Below are 20,484 nucleotides of genomic sequence, written 5' to 3' on the forward strand. Positions count from 1 at the left end.
GGAAGACCAACGACGAGCCATATAATCGTTACTCGTAGCGCGTCCCGTCTGCCCGCTTCGCATCGACGACGGGCACCAACCGACAGGATACCTTCAGACTCGGTGCGACGTCGCCGCTCGGGCGACCGATTCCGTCTCCCCGGGGGATGGCCCCTCAGGACTAAGTCGGCGCGAGGAGTACGTTCGACTGGTACTACTCGAATCCCCCTCCTGTAATGTCGAAGCTCGTTAAGTCATCCATCGGATCGTTCGCCGCGCAGACCGGACTCTCGCTCGTGGAGTTCATCGGCACCATGCTCGTCGCGACCATCGGTGGTCCGTCGATGCTGGGCACGTACGTGCTGTTCGTGGTGGTGTACGACGTCGGCACCCTGCTCTCCAACCTGGGGGTGTGGGAAGCGACGGTCAAACGCATCGCGGAAGGTGACTCGCGTGGGGAGTTCCTCGCGGCGTCGTTCCTGACCAGGGGGGCGCTCCTCGTGCCGGTGCTCCTCTTCCTGGTGGTGTTCCAGGACTCCATCGTCGACTACATCGGCGACCCGGTCGCGACGCCGTTCCTGCTCGCGACGGTGTCAATGGTCGTGCTCGTCGAGACGGTCTCCGCGGGGCTCCACGGGGAGCAAATGGTCGCTCGCTCCCGGAGTTCAGCGCTCGTCGGCAGCGTCGGAAAGGTGGTGATCTGGGGGGCACTCCTCTGGCTCGGCTACGGTCTCGTCGGTCTCCTGGTCGGCCTGTTGGCCAGTAAGCTCCTGCACGTCATCGTCGGCGTCCAGTTCCTCTCGATCCGGCCGCGCGTGCCGAACCGACGGCACTTCCAGCGGCTGTTCCAGTTTAGCCGGTACAGCTGGTTGGGTTCGATGAAGAAACGAGCCTGGATCTGGACCGACACGCTCGTTCTGGGGTTCTTCGTCGCCTCTGGGCTCATCGGCGTCTACGAGCTGAGTTGGCGCCTCTCGGCCGCCTTCTTCCTCATCTCCATGGCCGTTAGCTCCGTACTCTTCGCGAACGTCGACCAACTTCTCGAGAGCAAGGGCCCGGACGCCGTCAGCCGTGCCGTCAGCGAATCACTCGTCTACACCGGTATTCTGGTCATCCCCGGCGTAGTGGGCGGTATCGTGATGGCCCGGCCGCTGCTGACAGCGTTCGGTTCGGAGTACGCGATCGGCTACCCCGTGTTCGTCGTACTGTTGCTGGCGCGCCTCTCACACTGCTACGAGAACGTCTTCGCGAAGGTGGTGAACGCGCTCGACAGGCCCGACCTCATGTTCCGCGCGAACGGGATGTTCATCCTGCTCAACGTCGTCGGGAACGTCGTCGCCATCGCCACGTACGGGTGGATAGGTGCCGCGGTCGCGACCGCCGTCTCGATGAGCGTGCGAACGCTGATGGCGTACCGTTATCTGACGTCGCTGATCGACCTGACGATTCCGCGCAGGGAGATCCTGCTCGAGACGCTCGCCGCGCTGATGATGGGGGCAGTCCTACTGTGGGTTACGAGAGGAGGCCCCACGAGTACCCTCTGGACGGTTCTAACAATCGGCGGGGGCGCCACACTGTACGGCATCCTGGTACTGGCGTTCATCGGGAGAGTTCGAACGAGAGTTCGGAGCCTGGTCACCCCCTTCATCTGACGGTCGAACCCGGTATATCCGGACGCCATCCCCGGCGTAGACCAGGTTCGCCGGGACGACGTTCCGTGCGTAGAATCGCGTTCGTTCGGGGTCGATGTACGCCTCCCTGTTGCCGACGCTTGCCATCGGCCTGTCGCTGACGTATATGTACGTCGCCCCCTCCAACTCGGTCATGGCGGGAGAGACGAGAACCATCCGATCAGGGGGAATGACTTCGCGAAGGAGGATCGCGTCCCGACTCTTGATCGTACTCCACTCGTTGTAGACGGCGACGTTCGACCCGGGAGCCATCTCGTCGGCGAGCCAACGGGTCGCGTCAACTTCGCTCTGAGTGTACACCGGCCACCCGGCGTCCTGGTCGAGGTTGATACTGTACGTCGGGACCTGGTGACCGGTCACGGCGAACGCTCCCCCGGAGCTGAACAGGAACAACACGGCGAGGAACGCCGCGAACACGTTCGCGCTCCCGCTCGGCGAGAGGTCGATCACCCCGCGGGACACCCTCGACAGCAATGAGAACCCCACCGCCGCTCCGACGGGGGCGAACGGTGCGAGAGCGACGAGTGAGAAGAGGAGTATCCGGTCGAAGCCGATCCCGAAGGTGGTCACCACCGACGAGACGAGTAACGCGAGAACGAACGCCGAAAAGACCGCGTACTCCGGGTCAGTCTCGTCGGTCTCTCCAACCACGGCGGAGTAGAGTGTCCAAACGAGTCCCAGAGTGAAGAGCCCGATGAGGGCGATGTACAGCAGCCTGTACACGGACCAGAGCGGCGAGCCGAACGCCTTCGTCGCGTAGCCCGCGCCGCTGCGACCCGAGGTGGGACCGCCGATCCCTATCACCGCCTCGTATCCCCTGAGGACGACACGTTCGAAGGTCCCCCCGGACGCGCTGAACAGGTACCACCCCGCCCACTCGACGCCGAGCAAGGTGACGAACGAGGGTCTGATGGAGCCGGAACCGGCCATGTCGAGTACGTCGACCCGACGGGCGACGGCGACGGTCACGACCGTCGTCGCGAGGAACGCGATGAAGAACAGGCTGACGATGTAGTGGGAGACGATCAGCATCGTGCCGAACGCCACTGCCAGCGTTCGACTTCGAACGTCGTTCGCCGACTCGCTGAAGAGTGTGATGAGTACCAGCACCAGGAAGAGCTGTGCGACGATCTGCTTGTCGGGCATGATCTTGAAGTACCCGTAGTAGAAGACGAGACCGAACGGCGCGAGTGTGGCGACCCACTCTCCGTCGAATTCGAGCGTGCCGAAATAGTAGATGGCGACGGGGAGCAGTGACGCGATTACGGGGTAAATCAGCTTGTAGACCGACACCAGATCGATTCCGGTTACCGTCGCGAAGACGGCGGCCAGGAACGTCACCGTGAGGAGGGAGCTGTCGGCGAGCTCCCACACTCCCGTCTGATAGATCGTCCGCGCCGTGGCGTACTCGAAGTGAATGTCCCACCCCCAGAGGTGCGAGGATACGAGAGTCATCTGCAACAGCACGGAGAGCGAGACCGACCAGACGGCAACGGGCCGTAACCTCCGCGGAATCACCCCCGTGATGAGGAGGGGAGGGACGCTTGCAAGGAGCACGATGAGGACGAGCATGGGGGCGTCGTGTCCCCCCACGTTCATCGACCTGGTCGCCGCGAACGACAGGAGGGGCAAGAGCAGCAGGAGCGTCCCAGCTAGCAGAGTCTGGAGCGAGACGGTGACCGTCCGACGTTTCACTGCCGTCACGTTCGTGCGGGCGTACGCGAGTACCGAGAGAGCGACGAGCGAGAGGGCGAGCACAAGCGGCGTCCGTCTCAGCGGCCGCTCGACGCCGAGACCGGGGAGGAGGAAGTTCGTCACGACGCCGATCAGCAGGAGGAACGCACAGCTGACTCCGACAGCGTATGCGAGCATCTGCGGGGCGGGGCGGTTGATTCGAGCGACGAGCAACAGCAGGAAGCCCGGAACGAACAACGATGCGAGCGTTCCGGTCACCCCCTGGACGACAGTGTACTCGTCCCCTATCGTCGTTCCCTCGAACGCGACAAGGCCGATCGCCAGTGCCAGCGCCAGTACGATCGCGATCCGTTCGTCGACTTCGACCGTGTTCAGGGTCTCCAGGCTACCTCCCATACTACCTCGGTCGAGCTGGACGCTGGATGGCCGTTCGACCGCGGGGGACGTCCCTCGAAGAGGGTTCCCCGCGGGGAGGGACGGATGCGATGGGGAGCGAAACCGACTCGTTGCTACATACTGGGGCTACTATCGCCCCACGGGTTACGACCATTATCGTTCAGTTTCAGCGTGTGGCCCGAAATAGGTATGGGTAGGGTGCTGTCTCGCCTCGCGAGGGAGTCTCGTTCCCGCCGAGCCGGAATCGGGGGTTCCCCCACGACAGGGGTCGGCGGGCATCGCCGCGAACAGCCCTGCTCGACCCTCCCGATTTCTGACCGCGAGCAGCCGTCACGGCGCGACGACCGAGTGAACCTCCCCTCGGCCCACGCCATCGAGCCGGTCTGCATGCGGGGGGACCGTCCCGTCCACTTCATTCGATGGGGAGCTTCGAAACTTCGACGGGATGATTCTGGAACTATTCCTCGGAATTAAATATCGAAACAACGCACTGAAATGGCACTTCCGTTGTATAGGTTTGGCCATATTCGAACTAGCTTCAAACGGTCGCTCGATTATTCGGTCCTACTCTATCCACGGGTTCAATAACAAAGGAGGTGAGAGATGTTACGACGGACAAATGGCTAGCGAAGACGGGTTCGATAGCGTCGATGCGCCCACGCCGGGACAGTCGACGCGGTTCGAGAAGCCCGCGATCGGTGCCGTGGCGACGACGGACAACGCCGATCAGATCGTGCGGTTCGTCCTCCGCGGGACCCAGTTCGGTCACGGGGTACTGATCGCCTGCGGGCCGGAATCGGAGACCGATGCCGTGAGGTTCGCGAGCAGGCTCGGTGCGGACATCGTCCCGGTCGAAGGCGGAGGCGGCGGGAACTCGAGGGCCCGACTCGCCGACGCGGCATCCTCGCTGGGGTACCCGGGACTCGTTTTTTGCGACCGGCTGGACGAGTGGGTCGACTACTCCGCGACGCTGGTGCACTTTGAGGAACGGGAGGGAACGTTCACCGTCGCGCCGGTTCTCGAAGGGGACGGGAGAGGTAAAATCGGCGGGGTCCTCGTCGCGATCCCGGCGTTCAACGAGGCGGACACGATCGGGGCGGTGGTGGTGGCGGCGCGAGCCAACGCGGACGCGGTGCTCGTCATCGACGATGGCAGCGAGGACGACACGGCGATCGAGGCGGCCGAGGCGGGCGCCATCGTCGTCGAACACGAGGGGAACAAGGGGTATGGAGCTGCGTTGCAAACCGCCTTCGAGGAGGCGGAAACGCGCCTCGTCGACCACCTGGTGACGCTCGACGGTGACGGGCAACACGACCCCTCCGACGTCGGCCGTCTCGTCGAGAGGCAGCGCGAGACGGGCGCCAACCTCGTCATCGGTAGCCGGTTCGCGGACGGAGTACGGAGCACGATTCCGCCGTACCGAAAGTTCGGGCTCGGCGTCGTCAACGTGCTGACGAACCTCAGTTTCGGGGTCCTGCGCGCCGACTCGTGGGTGAGGGACACGCAGTGCGGCCTCCGCGCGTACGACCGCGAGGCCATCCGTGAACTGGCCTCTACCGAGTCGCTCGGCGACCACATGAGCGCGAGTACCGACATCCTCTATCACGCACACCGGCTCGGGTTCAACGTCGAGGAGGTCGGCGTCGTCGTCGACTACGACGTCGACGACGCCAGCACCATCAACCCGCTCTCGCACGGGTACGTACTGGTCATGAACCTCCTCAACACGATCGAGCGAGAACGGCCGTTGGTCGTCCTCTCCCTCCCCGGGTCTTTCGTCACCCTCACGGGGTTCGGGTTCGGCTACTGGGGCGTCGCGAGCTACGTCGAATCCGGCAACCTCGAGATCGAAATCGCTCTCATCGCCCTGTTCTTCATCCTCACCGGGTTTCTCACGGTCTTCACCGGCGTCATCCTCCACAGCCTGAACGGCTACTTCGACCAACTGCGCGATTTTATCTGACTGACCCGATGAGGGTACCGCCGCACGGCGGTGGGCTGGACTGGACCTCCGACGTCTGCAGTCGATATCCCCGCCCAACTTGGCTGGTATCGATTTCCCGGATACTCCCGGGAGAGCATCGGGTCGGGAGTCCACGGTCGTGCCGTTTCGGTCGAGTTCCCGGCCCGTAGGTCGTGCCGGCAGGCGTCCCCCTCCGTCTGGCTTGCCTCCAACGTGCGCGGTTGCGGTTTCCGGTCAAAGTACTCGAGTCGTTCGTGGTCCGAAGGCGACCACGATGTCGAATCCGGGACCGGGGGTCGGTGATGAGTCGCGTCCAGTAACGCCTCGGAATCGTCCGTCGGGTCGACCCTGCGAACGACAGCCACCTCGCCAGGGAACCCCCATTTCGTCGCCTCATCGGTCGAGGGTTAGAGAGGATGTACGGCCCTCTCCGGACAGGACAGGCCGTCTTACCGATTCTCGCCGGTCGGTAGAGCCGACTTACAGCGGAGGTGCATTCGCTAACCGAGCAGGTGAACGTGCGCACGGTCACGCAGCAGACCGACGTCGAAACGCGGTGTGAGATCCCGTATCGACGCGGAAGGAGGTCGACTGCCCCGGAACGGACGCCCGGAGCCGACCGGAACGACATCATCCCGTCAAGGAGGCTTCCATTACGCTTGTACGTCCGTAACGCACCCCCGAGTTCGACCCCGAGCGTCGGTAGCGACGACCGACGTCGACGGACGGGGCCGTCAGTCAATCTGCTACTGTCGGGGAAGCGGAGGTTGCCGTAGTCCCGCTACGAGGCCATCACCGGACGGATTGATTCATAGTTCCTGGGGCCGTTCTACCGAAGGGCGACTCGCTCGTCCGCCGTCTCCGACGAGGCCTGGGCCGGGGTAATGTCGCCGATGTGTTCACCGCCGGTCCGACTCCGTCGCCGCGTCGGTTTCGGTCAACAACCGCCGGACGTGACGGTGGGAGTACTCGACGCCGAACTCCTCGCGGATGTACTCCCGAGCGAGTGGCGCCGTCCAGAACGGGGCGTCGAACCCGGACTCGATCGGCGGGCGCTCGACGGCCACCTCGAACCGCGCCCGCTCGTCTTCGCTCAGGTCGGGGGTTCTCCCCGGTGGGGTATCGTCCTCGAGTGCGCCCTCGAGTCCCCGTTCCTCGAACCGATCGAGCCATTCGTAGCACGTCTGTGCGGGGATCCCCCACCTGGCCTCGATGGCGGCCGGGGACCGTCCCGCGAGATACTCGCGGGCTACGACGAGGCGCTTCACCGCCTTGCCGTCACGCGTCGTCGCGAGGAGGTCCGTGACCTCCTCCGGGCTGACGTCCGGTAGCTTCTCACCTGTTGCCGTCATGGTTCGGGGAACGCACGCCGTAGTTATGAATCCTTCTGTCCGAAAGTTCGGAAGAAGGTTCCGACTCGACCGTCGAAGCCGACGGCTGAGTGGAGTGTGTACCGATTCGGATCCGACAAATAAGGTATCGTTACGCCTAGCGATCCGTTCCGCTCAACCGATCGTCCCAGTCGATCCACTCGTGCTCCCAGCCGGTCTTCGCGAAGTAGCCCTGCTGGGCGAACTCGGCGTCCTCCCGCGCGGTCCGGTTCCGGACCGGGGCCTCCGCCTGCTCGCCCTCCACGAGCAGCGGACGGAGGGAGATCTCGCCGCACTCGTCCACCACCTCGTACCCCCGGGCGTCGTCGGCCTCGACGACGGCGAGCGTCTGTGCGGCGCCGCGTCCGAGCGGCATGACCAGCCGGCCGGTCGGCGCGAGCTGGTCGAGGAGCGCGCGCGGCGGCTCGACCGCCGCCGCCTCGACGAGCACCCGGTCGAACGGCGCGTACTCCGGGAGCCCGCGTGCGCCGTCGCCCCGGTCGACGAGGACGGCGTCGTAGCCCGCGGCCGAGAGGTTCGCCCGGGCCTCGTACACCATCCCGCGCGCGATGTCGATCGCGTGGACCCGGTCCGCGCCGACGAGTTCGGCGAGCACGGCCGGCGTGTACCCGACGCCGGCGCCGACGACGAGCACGTCGTCGCCCGACTCCACGTCGAGCGTGTCGATGAGGCGCGCGACGGTCGCAGGCGCGAGGACGACCGTCCCGCCCTGCTCCCCCGTCCGGTTTGCGTAGGGCGACTCGGCGACGAACTCCTCGCGGGGAACCTCGCGCATGGCCTGGCGAACCGCGTCGCTCGGGGTCCCGCCGAGCGCGTGTTCGAGCCCGTCCAGCATGTCCTCCCGGAGCAGTTCCGGGTCGGGGCTATCCATGGCCGAACTGAGTCCCCCGCGTTAATCAAGCGTGCGCTTGCATCCGGTCGCGGCCCGCAAGTCGGTGCCCGGAATCCGCTCGACCCGGACGTCGTCGAAGCCGGCCGCACGGAGCCACTCGCGCACTGCTTCGACGTCGTGTGCGCCGCCGTGGCCCGTCGCCAGTCCGGCGATGTCCGCGGTCACCGCGGCCTCGCTCGCGTCGGCCTCCGTCCCGTCGGAGAAGACGTCCGCGAGCACGATCGTCCCGTCCTCGTCGAGCACACCGGCGGTCACGTCGAGAAGCGCCTGAACCTCGGCAGGGTCCATACTGCTCGCCGTCCCCGCGGCGAACGCGAGGTGGAACGAGCCGTCGAGCGTCGTCGGCGTGCCCGCGTGGAGGGAAATCGTCGCGTCGCGGTACATCGGTTCGATGGCCACGACGGCGTCGGCGGAGTCGACGAGGGTGACGTCCCGGCCGCGCGCGGCGAACTCGGCGGCGTAGACGCCCGAACCGCCGCAGAGGTCGACCACGCGATCGCCGTCCGGGGCGGCGCGAACCGCGGCCGTGACGCAGGCCCGTACGACCGCCTCGCCCGTCATCGCGTGGGACCCGAGTCGGTGCAGGGTGGCGTCGTCCGGTTCCTCGGGCGGCACGCCCGTCTCCATCGTGTTCGGGAGGTCGACGAGCGCGTCGACGGTGTCGAGCGCGTGGGGCACCGCCCCGATGGAGCGGACGTCGCGCTTCGCCAGGAGCCCGAGCGCCCGGTTCGTCGGCTCGTACTCCCCGTCCACCTCCTCGAGGAAACCGAGGTCCGCCAGCACGTCGACCATCCGATCGGCTGCCGCCTCGGTCACGCCCGCCTCGGCCATCACCTCCGCGGGCGTCCCGGCGCGGTCCATCAGCGCGTCGAGGACGCCGGTTTCGCGGGCCGCTCGGAGGGCGAGCAGGGGCGCGGTTCCTAGTCCGGTCCGGTCGCGCGTCGGCATGGCTCGGACGTAGCGAACGGGAGTGAAAAGTCCACCCGTCCGGGGGTCTGCGAGCACCCGCCGATCCGCCAGTCCGACGAACCCAGACTCGTCGGCTCCGGAGCAGTGGGCCGTTTCGTCGGACCCATCCCGGAGCTATCTTTCGCGTCGGAAGGGTTATCAGATAACCCGCTTACACGACGGACGTGATCTCCCGCGAGAACACGGTCATCGTCGCGTTCATCGCGTTGGCGGTTCTCCTCCTGTTCGTACTAGCCGAGGTGACGAACCCGCCCATGTGGGCAGGTGGGGCCGTCCTGATCAGCGTCGGGGTCCTCGCCCCGCTGCTCGTCAACAACTACCTCGACGCGAAGCGGGCGTAGTTCGGCCGACGTACCGAGTAACTGGATCCGGACGATCACGGTTCACGGATCTCGGTGCCGGCGCTCGACTCCGATCCGACGTCGCCGCGGATGGCGAGTGATCCGTCCCCTAGTCGGGCCGACGGGGACGAACTGTTCGACCCGCTCTCCCGCCGATACCCCGCTTCGAAACTGTGGGACGTCCGGCGATCGATCACCGACCGAGTTCGTCGGCGACGAGGCGGGCCCACCTGAGAAGTTCCTCGTCCGCGCCCGTCGTGGCGACGCACTGCAACCCGAGCGGGAGTCCGTCCTCGGTCGATTCGACGGGGAACGTGACCGCCGGGAAGCCCGCGTTCGTCCAGGGGAGGTTCATCGCGGGATCGCCGGTGTCGTCGATCCCCTTGGGTGCCGGTCCCGGTGCCGCGGGCGTCACCCAGCAGTCGATGCCCGCCTCCTCCATGCGCGTCCGTAACCGCCGCTGGTTGTCCCGGCGGACGGTTCTCGCGGCGCCGAGTTCGGCCACGGTCGTCCCGTCCCCGCCCTCGACGAGTCGACGGGTCTCCGAGGCGTACTCGTCGGCGTGGTCGGGGTACCACCCGTGGTCGCGATGTGCCAGGGCCATCTCCGCCGCCATCAACCGTTCGTGGCTCCCGTTTAACTCCTCGACGTCTTGCAGGGCGTCCGTTCGGCGGACGTCGAACCCGGCGGACTCCAGTCGCTCCACCTGGCGTTCGAACCGCTCGCGGCCGACGGGCTCGGCCTGGTCGAGGTACGCCTCGTCGGGGACGCCGAGGGTCGGTTTCCCCCTCGGCCGCGGGACGGTTCTCCAGTCGTCACAGAGCACGGCGCCGGCGAGTTCGGCGCCTTCCAGGTCCTGCGTGAAGGTGCCCACGTGGTCGAGCGTCGGCGAGACGGGAACGACGCCGTCCGTCGGGACGCGGCCGTGAGTCGGCTTGAAGCCGACGACGCCGCAGAACGCCGCGGGTCGGATCACCGACCCGATCGTCTGGGAACCGAGCGCCAGGGGACAGAGCCCGGCGGCGACAGCCGCCGCAGAGCCGGAACTCGACCCGCCGGGGGTCCGGGTCGTGTCGTGGGGGTTCCGCGTCGGGCCGGGCTCGAAGTAGGCGAACTCGGTCGTCACCGTCTTCCCGAGCGGGACCGCGCCGGCGTCCGCCAACCGCCGCCACGCGGCGGACTCCGGGCCGTCGAACAGCTCCGGCGGGAGATCCGTGCCCGCCCGCGTCGACAGCCCGTCGACGTTGAAGATGTCCTTCACTCCGACCGGGACCCCGTACAGCGGCGGCCGTTCGGCGAGCGACTCGCCCGACCCATCGAGCGCGTCCAGACGGTCGGTCACCCGCGTCCAGCGATCGTCCTCCCGGAGGAACGCTCGGACCGTCGCGTCTACGCGCTCGACGCGGTCGCGACATCGGTCGAGATACGACGCGGGCGTCGACCGTCCAGTTCGGAAGGAGGCGACGACGTCCGCGAGTTCGGCCTCGTCGACGTACATGTTCTCCTCGTCGATAGACGCCCCCCGGGTGTTAGTGTTAGCCCCCAATCGGCTCCGGTCCGTTCGGTCGAGGTGGTGATCCGCCCGGCGTCGGCGTGCTCATCCACCGACCATCGGGACGAACCGGACGCCGCCGTGCTCCTCGCGCTCGACTCCGCCGGGCGTCACCTCCAGCCTGACGAGCTCCTGGCGGACCTTGCCGACCGGGGCGATCACGACGCCGCCCTCACGGACCTGTTCCAAGACGGCGTCGGGGACCGAGGGGGCCGCGCAAGTGAGGTAAGCGGCGTCGTAGGGCGCGTGCTCGGGCCACCCCTCGTGGCCGTCGCCGACCCGGACGTCGACGTCGTCGTAGCCCAGCCGGTCGAGCCTCTCCCGCGCGTCCGCGGCCAGCGACCCCTCGTACTCCACCGACGAGACGCTCCCCGTATCGAGGAGTTCGGCGGTGACGGCGGCGTGGTAACCGCAGCCGGTCCCGATCTCGAGCACGTCGTCGTCGGGGGCCGGCGCGAGCAGGTCGGACATGACCGCGACCATGTGGGGCGCGCTCACTGTCTGGTTCCCGCCGATTGGGAGCGGGCGGTCCTCGTAGGCCGCCCCCCGACGGTCCGGCGGGACGAACTCGTGGCGCGGGACCGCACGGAGCGCCTCGGCCGTCGCGTCCCGCCGGATCCGCCCGGCGGAGACGAGTCGGTCCACCATCCGCTCCCGTGCCACCTCGAAGTCCATGCGCGCGGGTACGGAGTGGAGGTAGAAAAACAGCCGTCCCGCCGGCGACCGGTCAGCGCCGATGCTGAGCGGATCGCCGGCGGCCGTGACCGTCGGGCGGCCGTGACCGCGGACGACCGTGACTACCAGGCGGACCAGGCGGTCGTCGTCTCGTCGCGCGCGTACACCCGCTTCACGTCCTTCGCGAACACTACGTCGCCCTCGTGGTCGAACTTCTCGCGCCGGTACCCCTCCGCGTCGTCCCGGACCTGCACGCCCTCGATCTCGAACTCGTCGTCGCCGAAACGCTCGACGTCGCCGACGGTGAACTCGAAGTCACCCGGGACGTGCACCTTCAGGCTGCGCGTCTCCTCGCGCCGTCCGTCCTTCGGGTGGACGGTGACGTTGACGCCGACGTTGTCGACGACGCGGGTCCAGACGGTCCCGACCTCCTCCAGCTGGGCCTCCTCGACGCGGTGCTCGCCGTCGAGTTCGACGGCGGTGACGCGGACCTGCTGGATGGCCTCGGGCGTCTCGACGACGAACTCGTCGCCGAGTTCGACCGTCTCCTCGGGGTTCCCCGGGAGCGTCGTCGGGTACGACTCCCCCTCCTGGGAGACGACGACGTCGACGTCGACCGTGGTCGGCGCCTCGATCTCGATCTTGTGCGTGTGGCCGCACTCCGTACAGCGGACGGTGGCGTGACCGCCCGGTTTCAGCACCTCGTGTGCCGTCCGGGCGCCACAGCCTGGGCAGTCCGCCGGCACGCGCTCGGCGGCGTCGGAATCGCTCATGTGGTCGCCTACCGGGTCACGGCCTATAACGTCTCGTTTCTGCCCGCGCGGTGGACCGCCCGGAGTCGGGGGACCACCCACCAGTACCTCTATCGACGTTCCGGCCCCATACGAGAGCATGACGACGACAGCGGAACTCGCCGAGTTCGCCGACTCCGTCTCGTACGAGTCGTTGTCGACGGACGTCCGGGAGGAACTCAAGAAGCGCGTGCTCGATTCGGTCGGCATCGGCATCGGGGCGATCGGCGCGGAACCGGTCGACGCCGTCGCGGCCACCGTCACCGAGTTCGGGGGCGACGGCCCGTGCCACCTCTGGGGGCGCGAGGAGACCGCCCCGCCGGCCGACGCGGCGATGTACAACACGGCGCTCACGCGATATCTCGACTTCATGGACTCGTTCCTCGCGCCCGGGGAGACGCCGCACCCGAGCGACAACATCGCGAGCATCGTCGCGTGCGGCGAACTCGCGGACGCGTCCGGGACTGAACTGATCGAGGGGATCGGCGTCGCTTACGAAGTCCAGGGTGAACTCGCGTGGAACGCGCCCGTCCGGGACCGGGGCTTCGACCACGTGACCCACACGGTCATCTCGGCGGCCACCGGCGCCGGGACGGTTCTCGATCTCCCCGACGAACAGCTTCGGAACGCCATCGGCATCGCGGGGACCGCGCACAACGCGCTCCGCGTCACCCGGACGGGCGGGATCAACGAGTGGAAGGGGATCGCGAGCGCGAACGCCGCCCGGAACGCCGTGTACTCCGTGATGCTCGCCCGAAACGGGATGGAGGGGCCGGTCGACCTGTTCGAGGGTCAGAAGGGGTGGAAGGAGGTCGTCTCCGGGGAGTTCGAGGTCGATCTCGACCCCGGGTGCGAGCACGTGTTCGACACGATGACGAAGCGGTACGTCGCCGAGACGTACGCGCAGTCGGCGGTGGAGGGGATCATCGAACTCGCCGAGCGGGAGCGGATCGACCACGAGGCGGTCGAGGCGATCCGCCTCGAGACGTTCGCGGGCGCGAAACTCATCATCGGCGGCGGCGAGGGGTCGCGGTACGAGGTCGAGACCAAGGCGCAGGCGGATCACTCGCTCCCGTACATGCTCGCGGCGTCGCTCATCGACCGGGAGATGACCAACGCGGCGTACGAACCCGAGCGGATTCGTCGCGACGCCGTGCAGACGCTGCTCCGGACGGTCGCGGTCGAGGAGGACCCGGCCCTGACCGACCGGTTCGAGGACGGCGAGATGCCCGCCCGTATCGAGGTCGAACTCGCGGACGGCACGGTCCATCGGATCGAGAAGGACGCGTTCGGCGGCCACCCGTCGGAGCCGATGTCCTGGGAGGGGGTCGAGGCGAAGTTCGCGACGATGGCCGAGGGGCGCTACGACGAGGCCCGCCGGACCGAGATCGTCGAGACGATCCGGGACCTCGAGGAGCACGACGTCGCCGACCTCGTCGGCCTCCTCGACTGACCGGCTGACGCCGGGGGTACCCCTAAGGAAATCGCGGCCGTCTCTCCACGAGCCATGCCCGACTCCGAGAGAGCGTTCGGCTTCCTGCACCAGAACCACCGGCCGGACAAGCCGCGCGAGAAGGGGATCACCGAGATACGCGGCCCGTACTACGATCCGATGGGCCCCCGGGAACTCCGCGACATCCTCGAGACGATGGGCCGGTACGTGGACATCTACAAGTTCTCCGGCGGCTCTTTCGCGCTGATGCCCGAGGACGCCGTTCGGGAACTCATCGACGTCTGCCACGAGTACGACGTCGAGGTGTCGACCGGCGGCTTCATCGAGAACGTGCTCGTCCGGGACCACGACGAGGTCGAACGGTACGTCGAGGAGGCCGGCGATCTCGGCTTCGACATCGTCGAGATCTCCAGCGGGTTCCTCGCGATCGACGTCGACGACATGGTGGGGCTCACCGAGCTTGTCGACGACCAGGGCATGAAGCCGAAACCCGAGATCAACGTCCAGTTCGGCGCGGGCGGCGCGTCGAGCGTCGAGGAACTCGAGGGCGAGGAGGCGATCGACCCGGCGAGCGCCATCGCGGAGGCCGAGCGACACCTCGACGCCGGCGCGTACAAGATCATGGTCGAGTCGGAGGGGATCACCGAGCGCGTCCGCGAGTGGCGGACGGACGTCGCGTTCGCAATCGCGAACGAGGTGGGGATCGAGCACTGCGTGTTCGAGGCGGCCGACCCGCCGGTGTTCGAGTGGTACATCAAGAACTTCGGCCCGAACGTCAACCTCTTCGTCGACAACTCCCAGATCGTCGAACTCGAGTGCATGCGGTCGGGGCTCTGGGGGAAGAAGAGTAGCTGGGGTCGGACCGTCACCTACGACCGCGGGTGAGCGGGAACTGATCGTCCCCGACGGTCCTCACCCGCGAGAGCCGTCAGGCGGTCCTGCCGACTACATGGTGAACTCGTGCGGAAAAGCGCCGACGGGCGGGGCTCGAGACGGCCGTTCCCTACTCCCCGTCGTTCGATCCGTCCTGCCCGTCGTCCGGTTCATCCTGGTCCTGATCCTCGGTCCCCGAACCGGTCATCTCGTCGGACTCCTCCGCCGCGGACGACTGGACCTCGTCGATGTCAATGGGGGTTCCCAGTTCGTCCTCCCGGATCGCGTCGTCGAGCGTCCCCCTGTCCGTCACGGCTCCGAGGCCCCTCTCCCGGACCGCGTCCTTGATCGTCCCCGCGTCGATCGCCGAATCCACGTTATCGGAGTTCGTGGACGACTTCAGGGCCCGTCGCACGATGACGTATCCGGCCATCGCGACGCTCCCGGATGCGACCGCTCCCGGGAGACCGTATCGCTTGTACCCGAACTTGACCGCCTTCTTCCCGACCGTGTACGCTCCGAGCATTGGGTGACGAATTCAGCCCGGGAACGGCAAGAGGCTGCTGCTTTCCAGGGACGGTGCGGGTGCGATACAGCGACTCAGTCGAGCGATTCGGCCACGGAGGCGTGGGGTGTCGGAGGCGACCGACACGCTGGGCGCGGATCCCCCGACACGACGACCCTCGAACTCGGGGTACCGGCGGTTCTTATACTCTCCCGGCACACACCGTGTAACCGTGACCGACGCCGACCTCCGCCTCGCCGTGACGACCCGCGCGGAGACGTTCGAGCGGATCCGGGGGCCGTTCGCGGAGCGCGGTATCGCGGTCGTCCACGCCGACCCGACCGAGCGGGTACTTCCCCTCGCCGACCCCGGCTTCCCGGACGCCGACGTCGGCTGGGTGTACCCGTCGCGGCTGATGGAGGGCGCGGTGCTCGACGCCCACCTCGACGTCCCCTGGGTGAACGGCCGCGACGCGGTGCTCGCCTCGCGGAACAAGGCCGGCGTCCTCGCGTCGCTGGGCGAAGCGAGGCTGCCCGTCCCCGAGACGACGCTCGTGTCGAACCCCGCGGACGAGGACGCGGTGCTCGACGCGGCCGCGGGGATCGGCTACCCCCTCGTCCTCAAGCCGAACTCGACGACCCGCGGGGTCGGCGTGACGAAGGTCGCCGACCCCGACTCGCTGCTCGGCTCGACGGACTACCTCGACCTGGTGCACGACTACCGGGCGACTGGCGACAAGTCGTACCTCCTCCAGGAGTTCCTCCCGGACGCGCGCGACTACCGCGTGATGGTCGTGGACGGGGCGTTCGCCGGCGCCGTCGAGCGCCGGCTTCCCGACGATGAGACGGCGGCAGGGAAGTGGAAACACAACGTCCACCGGGGAGCCGTCGCGGAGGGCGTATCCCCGCCCGGGGAACACCGACGGCTCGCCGAGCGCGCGGCCGACGTGCTGGACGTCCCGCTGCTCGGGGTGGATATTCTGGAGACCGATGGGCGCCTCGTCGTCTCCGAGACGAACGCGCGGCCGACGGTGGACGAGGCGACGAAGTACGAGGAGGGGTTCTACGACGACCTGGCTCGACTGGTCCGGCGGACCGCGGACGGCGGCCGGACCTGAGTACTACTCCACGTCGATGTCCGCCGACGGCTCCAGCGCGTCGAAGGTCACCTCGAGGACGCCGTTGTTGAACGACGCCGAGGCGGAGTGCTCGTCGACGCGGACGGGGAGCCGGACGCGCTCGTCGTAGCGCCGCGTCTCGCTGTGGGCGCTGATGGTGAGCATCCGCCCGTCGCACTTCAGGTCGATGTCGTCCTTCCCGACGCCGGGGAGGTCGGCCACCAGCCGGACCTGCCCATCGTCGTGATGGACGGAGACGTGCGTCTCGCTGCCGAAGCCCGCATCGCCGCCCCGGGATCCCGCGCCCGTCATTTGGTTCATCATCCGCTCGATCTCGTCGAAGATGTCGCCGAAGGGGTCGTCGCGGTCGTCCCGCATGAGGCGTCATTGCTCGGTGGTGCCGATAAGCCTTCTCCCCCCGGCAGGGGTCGGGCGGCGCGAACGAATCCTCCACCGATGCCGAAGGATTGGTCGATGATGTCCCACGTCTAAAGATGATATAGCTCTGAAACTCGTGCGCTGGTGACGATATATCGTACGGACTCTCGACTGATGGTCGGCCGATTCGAACTTGATCGTCCCCAAGCGGACCATCGTCGCGGCCGGCCGGATGGACAGGAATTCCGACACGCCAGTCTCTCGCGATGGGGTCTCTTTATCCCACTAGTGCGGTTTTTCACGATGTGATGTTTCCGAGAGCATCTCTATCCGTGCCGGCAGAGATTCCCGCCCAGGAATCAGATGAAGTGGGGAAATATAAAATTTCGATAATAGAAACCAGTACGTCACGACTGACTCGAACCGATCGACCCCAGGCGGATTTCGCTTCCCCCGTCGAGTGAGTTGGACTACCGCTCCCACGCGATATCGGGTCGAACCACTTCGGAGGAGAGAACCGATACAGCCGACCACATGGCCGAACGGGGCGCGTAACGGGAACGGGTCAATCCCCGGCTCAGAGCAGGGACTCGACTTCCTCGGGGGTCGTGACCGCGAGGTCGCCGCGAATCGTGCGCTTGAGCGCCGCCGTGGCACAGCCGTACCGCAGCGCCGTGGTGAGATCGTCGCCATCCAGGTAGCGCGCGAGGAACCCGCCGACGAAGGCGTCGCCCGAGCCGATCGAATCGATCGTCTCCACCTCGAACGTGTCCGCCCGGACGGCGGAACCGTCGCGGAGCGCGGTCGCGCCGTCGCTGCCCTGCGTGACGACGACGGTGTCGATACCGAACTCGTCGGCGAAGTACGCGGCCCGCTCCTCCACCGGACCGGTCTGCTCGAAGATCAGCTCCGCGTCGCGCTCGGGAACGAACAGGAGGTCGACGGACGGGAGGAGGTCGACGAGCGTGTCGCGGGCCTCCGCGGGCGTCCAGAGCTTCGACCGGTAGTTGACGTCGAACCCGGTCGTGACGTCGGCGTCGCCGGCGATGTCGAGCAGTTCGCTGGTGGTGTCGAACAGCGTCGCCGAGAGCGCGGGCGTGATGCCGGTCGTGTAGAACATGTCCGCGCTCCTGACGCGGTCGAGGGGGAGGTCCTCGACCCGGGTCGTCCGGACGCTGGCGTCGTCCCGGTCGTAGATCACGTTCCGTCGCTCGGTGATGCTCTCCCGATCGATGTAGTAGACGCCCTGGCGGCCCTCGTCCAGCACGACGTCCGTGTCGACCCCGTGTGAGTGGAGCTCCGAGAGGACGCGACGGCCGAGCGGCGAGTCCGGGAGCTTCGAGAGCCACGCGGTGTCGAGGCCCAGACGCTGGGCCGCCACCGCGACGTTGCTCTCGGCGCCGGCCGCGTGGACGTCGAGCGTGTCCGTTCGTTCGAGCGGCTCGCCGGTGGGGGGCGAGAAGCGGAGCATCGACTCGCCGAACGTCACCAGGTCAGTCATCTCGGGGGAGAAGGCGCGGGCTGCTTTCCAGGCGCTGCATGGTCGAGGAGTGGAGTTGGGACCGATATAATAGCTTCGCGATGGGGACACCGGGCCCGTTTCGTCTGGTGAAATATCGGGGGCGCGGAGCCGATCGGCGGGGAACGCCGACGAATCAGACCAGCCGGTCGCCGTCCGGCGAGAACACCCACCCCTCCCCGACGTCCACGTCGACCGCGAGGCGATCGGTCCCCCGCGACACCTGCCCCTGCTGTGTCACCGCGGAGAGCGGCTTCTCCCCGATCGAGAGGTGGACCGCGTCGCGGTCGCCGAGCGGTTCCACGACGTCGACGGCCGCCTCGAAGTCGCCCGTCGCCGTCGTGAGGTCGAGGTACTCGGGGCGGATGCCGAAGACGACGTGGTCGCCCGCCCGGTCGCGGAGGGCGTCGGCCTGCTCGGGCGTGGGTTCGAGCGTGAACTCGTCGCTCTCCAGGCGGACGGAGCCGCCGTTCGTGGCGACCTGACAGTCGAAGAGGTTCGGCGACGGGGAGCCGATGAAGTCCGCGACGAACAGGTTCTCGGGATCGTGCAACGTTGCTTAACACACTAATCTGTTAAACTATTCGTTCCTCCGAGGGTGGCCGTAGGAGATTGCTTTGTCGAATCCCCTGTTCTACTCTTCCAACCGACAACGAAACCCGACAGCCGGATGCGAAAGAAGAGGGGCGCATATACCAATATACAATACTAAACTGATAACCGATAGAAGAGCGTTATCGGACGTCGAAAGCCGACGATCCCTTCATCCGATTCCGTCTGATCGGCCGGTAGGAATTCGTTCGTCTGACCCCCCATGAGACCCGACTTTGGTAGCGAAGGGACGACTCGCCCGTGAAGCACGTTGGACGAGAACTCGCGGCTCAAATGGCTTCACGGCGTGCTCCGAACCACCCGCTTCGGCCGGAGAGTCGTGGAGGAGACGAGGAATCGAACTCCGTGTCGTTTCGTCAGGCTTCTCGCCGGCCGTCGCCGAATTGGACCGGCCCCGGTTTTCTCAGTGCTCATCAGAATATGTAGATGAACCATGGGCCACCAAATCAGTTATAAATATTCTAGGTGGTGTTCACCCCCGCCGATATCTCGGAAATAGGGAACATGTCAACTCGTTCGAGTCTCGGTCTCGATTCCAGGCCGCACCCAGTCTTGACTACAACAATTAAGGCCCTCGCGGACTGTTTTTCGATTATGAGTAAATCGAACCTCTCGGCGGGGGACGACGTGACGAACCCGGTCCGCGTCGGCTTGAACGGGTTCGGCCGCATCGGTCGGAACGTCTTCCGCGCGGTGCTCGAGGATCCGCGGATCGAACTCGTCGGCATCAACGACGTGATGTCGGGCGAGGACATGCACTACCTCGCCTCGTACGACTCGGTGATGGGACGGCTCGACGGCCTCTCCTACGACAACGCCAGCGAGGAGTTGGCCATCGGCGACACGGCCGTCCCCGTGCTCGACGAGCAGGACCCCGCGGACCTGCCGTGGGACGAGTACGACGTCGACGTCGCCCTCGAGTGCACTGGCGTGTTCCGCACGCGCGAGGACGCGATGCGACACGTGACGGCGGGCGCGGACACGGTCGTCCTCTCGGCGCCGCCGAAGGGGGAGGAACCGGTGAAACAGCTGGTCTACGGCGTGAACCACACCGAGTACGAGGGCGAGGAGGTCGTCTCGAACGCCTCCTGCACCACGAACTCCGTGACGCCCGTCGCGAAGGTGCTCGACGAGGAGTTCGGCATCGACCACGGCATGCTCACGACGGTCCACGCCTACACCGGGTCCCAGAGCCTCGTCGACGGCCCGAAGGGGAAGACCCGCCGCGGCCGCGCGGCCGCCGAGAACATCGTCCCCACCTCGACCGGCGCCGCGAAGGCGGCCACCGAGATCCTGCCCCAGCTACAGGGAAAGCTCGACGGGATGGCGATGCGCGTGCCGGTCCCGAACGGCTCCATCACCGACCTCGTCGTCGACCTGGAGTCCTCGCCCGACGCGGAGGCCATCAACGACGCGTTCCGGGCGGCCGCCGACGACGGCCCGCTGGCGGGCGTCCTCGGCTACACCGACGACGAGGTCGTCTCGCGCGACATCGTCGGGCTGCCGTTCTCCTCGTACGTCGACCTGAACTCGACGAACGTCGTGGGGGAGGAGGGGCTGGCGAAGATCCTGACGTGGTACGACAACGAGTACGGCTTCTCGTGCCGCCTGCTCGACATGGCGGCGTTCGTGGAAGGGAACTGACGCCGGGCGCGCCCCTCGGTCGGGCGTGAGCGTTCCGGTCGTCCCGTT

Annotated in this window: 18 protein-coding genes; 7 read left to right on the plus strand and 11 right to left on the minus strand. The window is 67.0% G+C overall.

The window, feature by feature from the left end; all coding sequences use genetic code 11:
- Nucleotides 1–215 precede the first annotated feature (215 nt).
- Complete coding sequence (locus HUG10_RS17490) at nucleotides 216–1,631, plus strand: lipopolysaccharide biosynthesis protein (RefSeq protein ID WP_179170786.1); 1,416 nt, start codon at nucleotides 216–218, stop codon at nucleotides 1,629–1,631.
- Here the strand turns inward: HUG10_RS17490 and HUG10_RS17495 are convergent.
- A complete protein-coding gene (locus HUG10_RS17495) occupies nucleotides 1,530–3,761 on the minus strand; it encodes a DUF2206 domain-containing protein (RefSeq protein ID WP_179170787.1) in 2,232 nt (743 codons plus the stop codon). The two genes, HUG10_RS17490 and HUG10_RS17495, sit on opposite strands and share 102 nt — an antisense overlap.
- 619 nt (nucleotides 3,762–4,380) lie before the next feature.
- Here HUG10_RS17495 and HUG10_RS17500 point away from each other — a divergent pair.
- On the plus strand, nucleotides 4,381–5,724 hold the full coding sequence (locus HUG10_RS17500) for a glycosyltransferase family 2 protein (protein WP_179170788.1): 1,344 nt from the start codon (nucleotides 4,381–4,383) through the stop codon (nucleotides 5,722–5,724).
- An 899-nt stretch (nucleotides 5,725–6,623) separates the two neighbouring features.
- Here HUG10_RS17500 and HUG10_RS17505 read toward each other — a convergent pair.
- The 3 genes from HUG10_RS17505 to HUG10_RS17515 form a co-directional block, all read right to left on the minus strand.
- Nucleotides 6,624–7,076: a helix-turn-helix domain-containing protein gene (locus HUG10_RS17505; protein WP_179170789.1), complete on the minus strand. Its 453-nt coding sequence runs from the start codon at nucleotides 7,074–7,076 to the stop codon at nucleotides 6,624–6,626.
- Nucleotides 7,077–7,212: 136 nt separating this feature from the next.
- Nucleotides 7,213–7,986, minus strand: coding sequence for a protein-L-isoaspartate O-methyltransferase family protein (locus HUG10_RS17510; protein WP_246310183.1), 774 nt, complete (start codon nucleotides 7,984–7,986; stop codon nucleotides 7,213–7,215).
- Between the two features lie 21 nt (nucleotides 7,987–8,007).
- Entirely contained in the window at nucleotides 8,008–8,955 is a 948-nt protein-coding gene (locus tag HUG10_RS17515) for a class I SAM-dependent methyltransferase (RefSeq protein ID WP_179170790.1), read from the minus strand.
- 185 nt (nucleotides 8,956–9,140) lie between these two features.
- Between HUG10_RS17515 and HUG10_RS17520 the strand changes: the two genes are divergently transcribed.
- Nucleotides 9,141–9,317, plus strand: coding sequence for a hypothetical protein (locus tag HUG10_RS17520; protein WP_179170791.1), 177 nt, complete (start codon nucleotides 9,141–9,143; stop codon nucleotides 9,315–9,317).
- A gap of 193 nt (nucleotides 9,318–9,510) precedes the next feature.
- Here the strand turns inward: HUG10_RS17520 and HUG10_RS17525 are convergent, their stop codons facing one another.
- From HUG10_RS17525 to HUG10_RS17535, 3 genes are all read right to left on the minus strand, one after another.
- Entirely contained in the window at nucleotides 9,511–10,815 is a 1,305-nt protein-coding gene (locus tag HUG10_RS17525; RefSeq protein WP_179170792.1) for an amidase, read from the minus strand.
- Between the two features lie 99 nt (nucleotides 10,816–10,914).
- On the minus strand, nucleotides 10,915–11,544 hold the full coding sequence (locus HUG10_RS17530; protein ID WP_179170793.1) for a protein-L-isoaspartate(D-aspartate) O-methyltransferase: 630 nt from the start codon (nucleotides 11,542–11,544) through the stop codon (nucleotides 10,915–10,917).
- A 122-nt stretch (nucleotides 11,545–11,666) separates the two neighbouring features.
- The gene (locus HUG10_RS17535) at nucleotides 11,667–12,317 is read right to left on the minus strand and encodes an HVO_0476 family zinc finger protein (RefSeq protein ID WP_179170794.1); all 651 of its coding nucleotides are present in this window, start codon (nucleotides 12,315–12,317) and stop codon (nucleotides 11,667–11,669) included.
- Between the two features lie 118 nt (nucleotides 12,318–12,435).
- Between HUG10_RS17535 and HUG10_RS17540 the strand changes: the two genes are divergently transcribed.
- A complete protein-coding gene (locus tag HUG10_RS17540) occupies nucleotides 12,436–13,788 on the plus strand; it encodes an MmgE/PrpD family protein (protein WP_179170795.1) in 1,353 nt (450 codons plus the stop codon).
- 54 nt (nucleotides 13,789–13,842) lie between these two features.
- The gene (locus tag HUG10_RS17545; RefSeq protein WP_179170796.1) at nucleotides 13,843–14,673 is read left to right on the plus strand and encodes a phosphosulfolactate synthase; all 831 of its coding nucleotides are present in this window, start codon (nucleotides 13,843–13,845) and stop codon (nucleotides 14,671–14,673) included.
- A gap of 118 nt (nucleotides 14,674–14,791) precedes the next feature.
- Here the strand turns inward: HUG10_RS17545 and HUG10_RS17550 are convergent, their stop codons facing one another.
- Complete coding sequence (locus HUG10_RS17550; RefSeq protein ID WP_179170797.1) at nucleotides 14,792–15,187, minus strand: hypothetical protein; 396 nt, start codon at nucleotides 15,185–15,187, stop codon at nucleotides 14,792–14,794.
- Between the two features lie 211 nt (nucleotides 15,188–15,398).
- Here HUG10_RS17550 and HUG10_RS17555 point away from each other — a divergent pair, with 211 nt between their 5' ends.
- Entirely contained in the window at nucleotides 15,399–16,283 is an 885-nt protein-coding gene (locus tag HUG10_RS17555; protein ID WP_179170798.1) for an ATP-grasp domain-containing protein, read from the plus strand.
- A 3-nt stretch (nucleotides 16,284–16,286) separates the two neighbouring features.
- On the opposite strand, the gene HUG10_RS17560 is transcribed toward HUG10_RS17555, so the two are convergent.
- From HUG10_RS17560 to HUG10_RS17570, 3 genes are all read right to left on the minus strand, one after another.
- Nucleotides 16,287–16,661, minus strand: a complete 375-nt coding sequence (locus HUG10_RS17560; RefSeq protein WP_179170799.1) for an Hsp20/alpha crystallin family protein — start codon at nucleotides 16,659–16,661, stop codon at nucleotides 16,287–16,289.
- Nucleotides 16,662–17,238: 577 nt separating this feature from the next.
- Nucleotides 17,239–18,162 (minus strand): bifunctional 2-dehydro-3-deoxygluconokinase/2-dehydro-3-deoxygalactonokinase, encoded by a 924-nt coding sequence (gene kdgK1 / locus HUG10_RS17565; RefSeq protein ID WP_179170800.1) that lies wholly within the window; start codon nucleotides 18,160–18,162, stop codon nucleotides 17,239–17,241.
- Nucleotides 18,163–18,316: 154 nt separating this feature from the next.
- Nucleotides 18,317–18,733: a TOBE domain-containing protein gene (locus tag HUG10_RS17570; RefSeq protein ID WP_179170801.1), complete on the minus strand. Its 417-nt coding sequence runs from the start codon at nucleotides 18,731–18,733 to the stop codon at nucleotides 18,317–18,319.
- A gap of 653 nt (nucleotides 18,734–19,386) precedes the next feature.
- Here HUG10_RS17570 and gap point away from each other — a divergent pair.
- A complete protein-coding gene (gap, locus tag HUG10_RS17575) occupies nucleotides 19,387–20,436 on the plus strand; it encodes a type I glyceraldehyde-3-phosphate dehydrogenase (protein ID WP_179170802.1) in 1,050 nt (349 codons plus the stop codon).
- The last annotated feature ends 48 nt before the right edge of the window (nucleotides 20,437–20,484 follow it).

The sequence above is a fragment of the Halorarum halophilum genome (assembly GCF_013401515.1).
GTDB lineage: Archaea > Halobacteriota > Halobacteria > Halobacteriales > Haloferacaceae > Halorarum > Halorarum halophilum.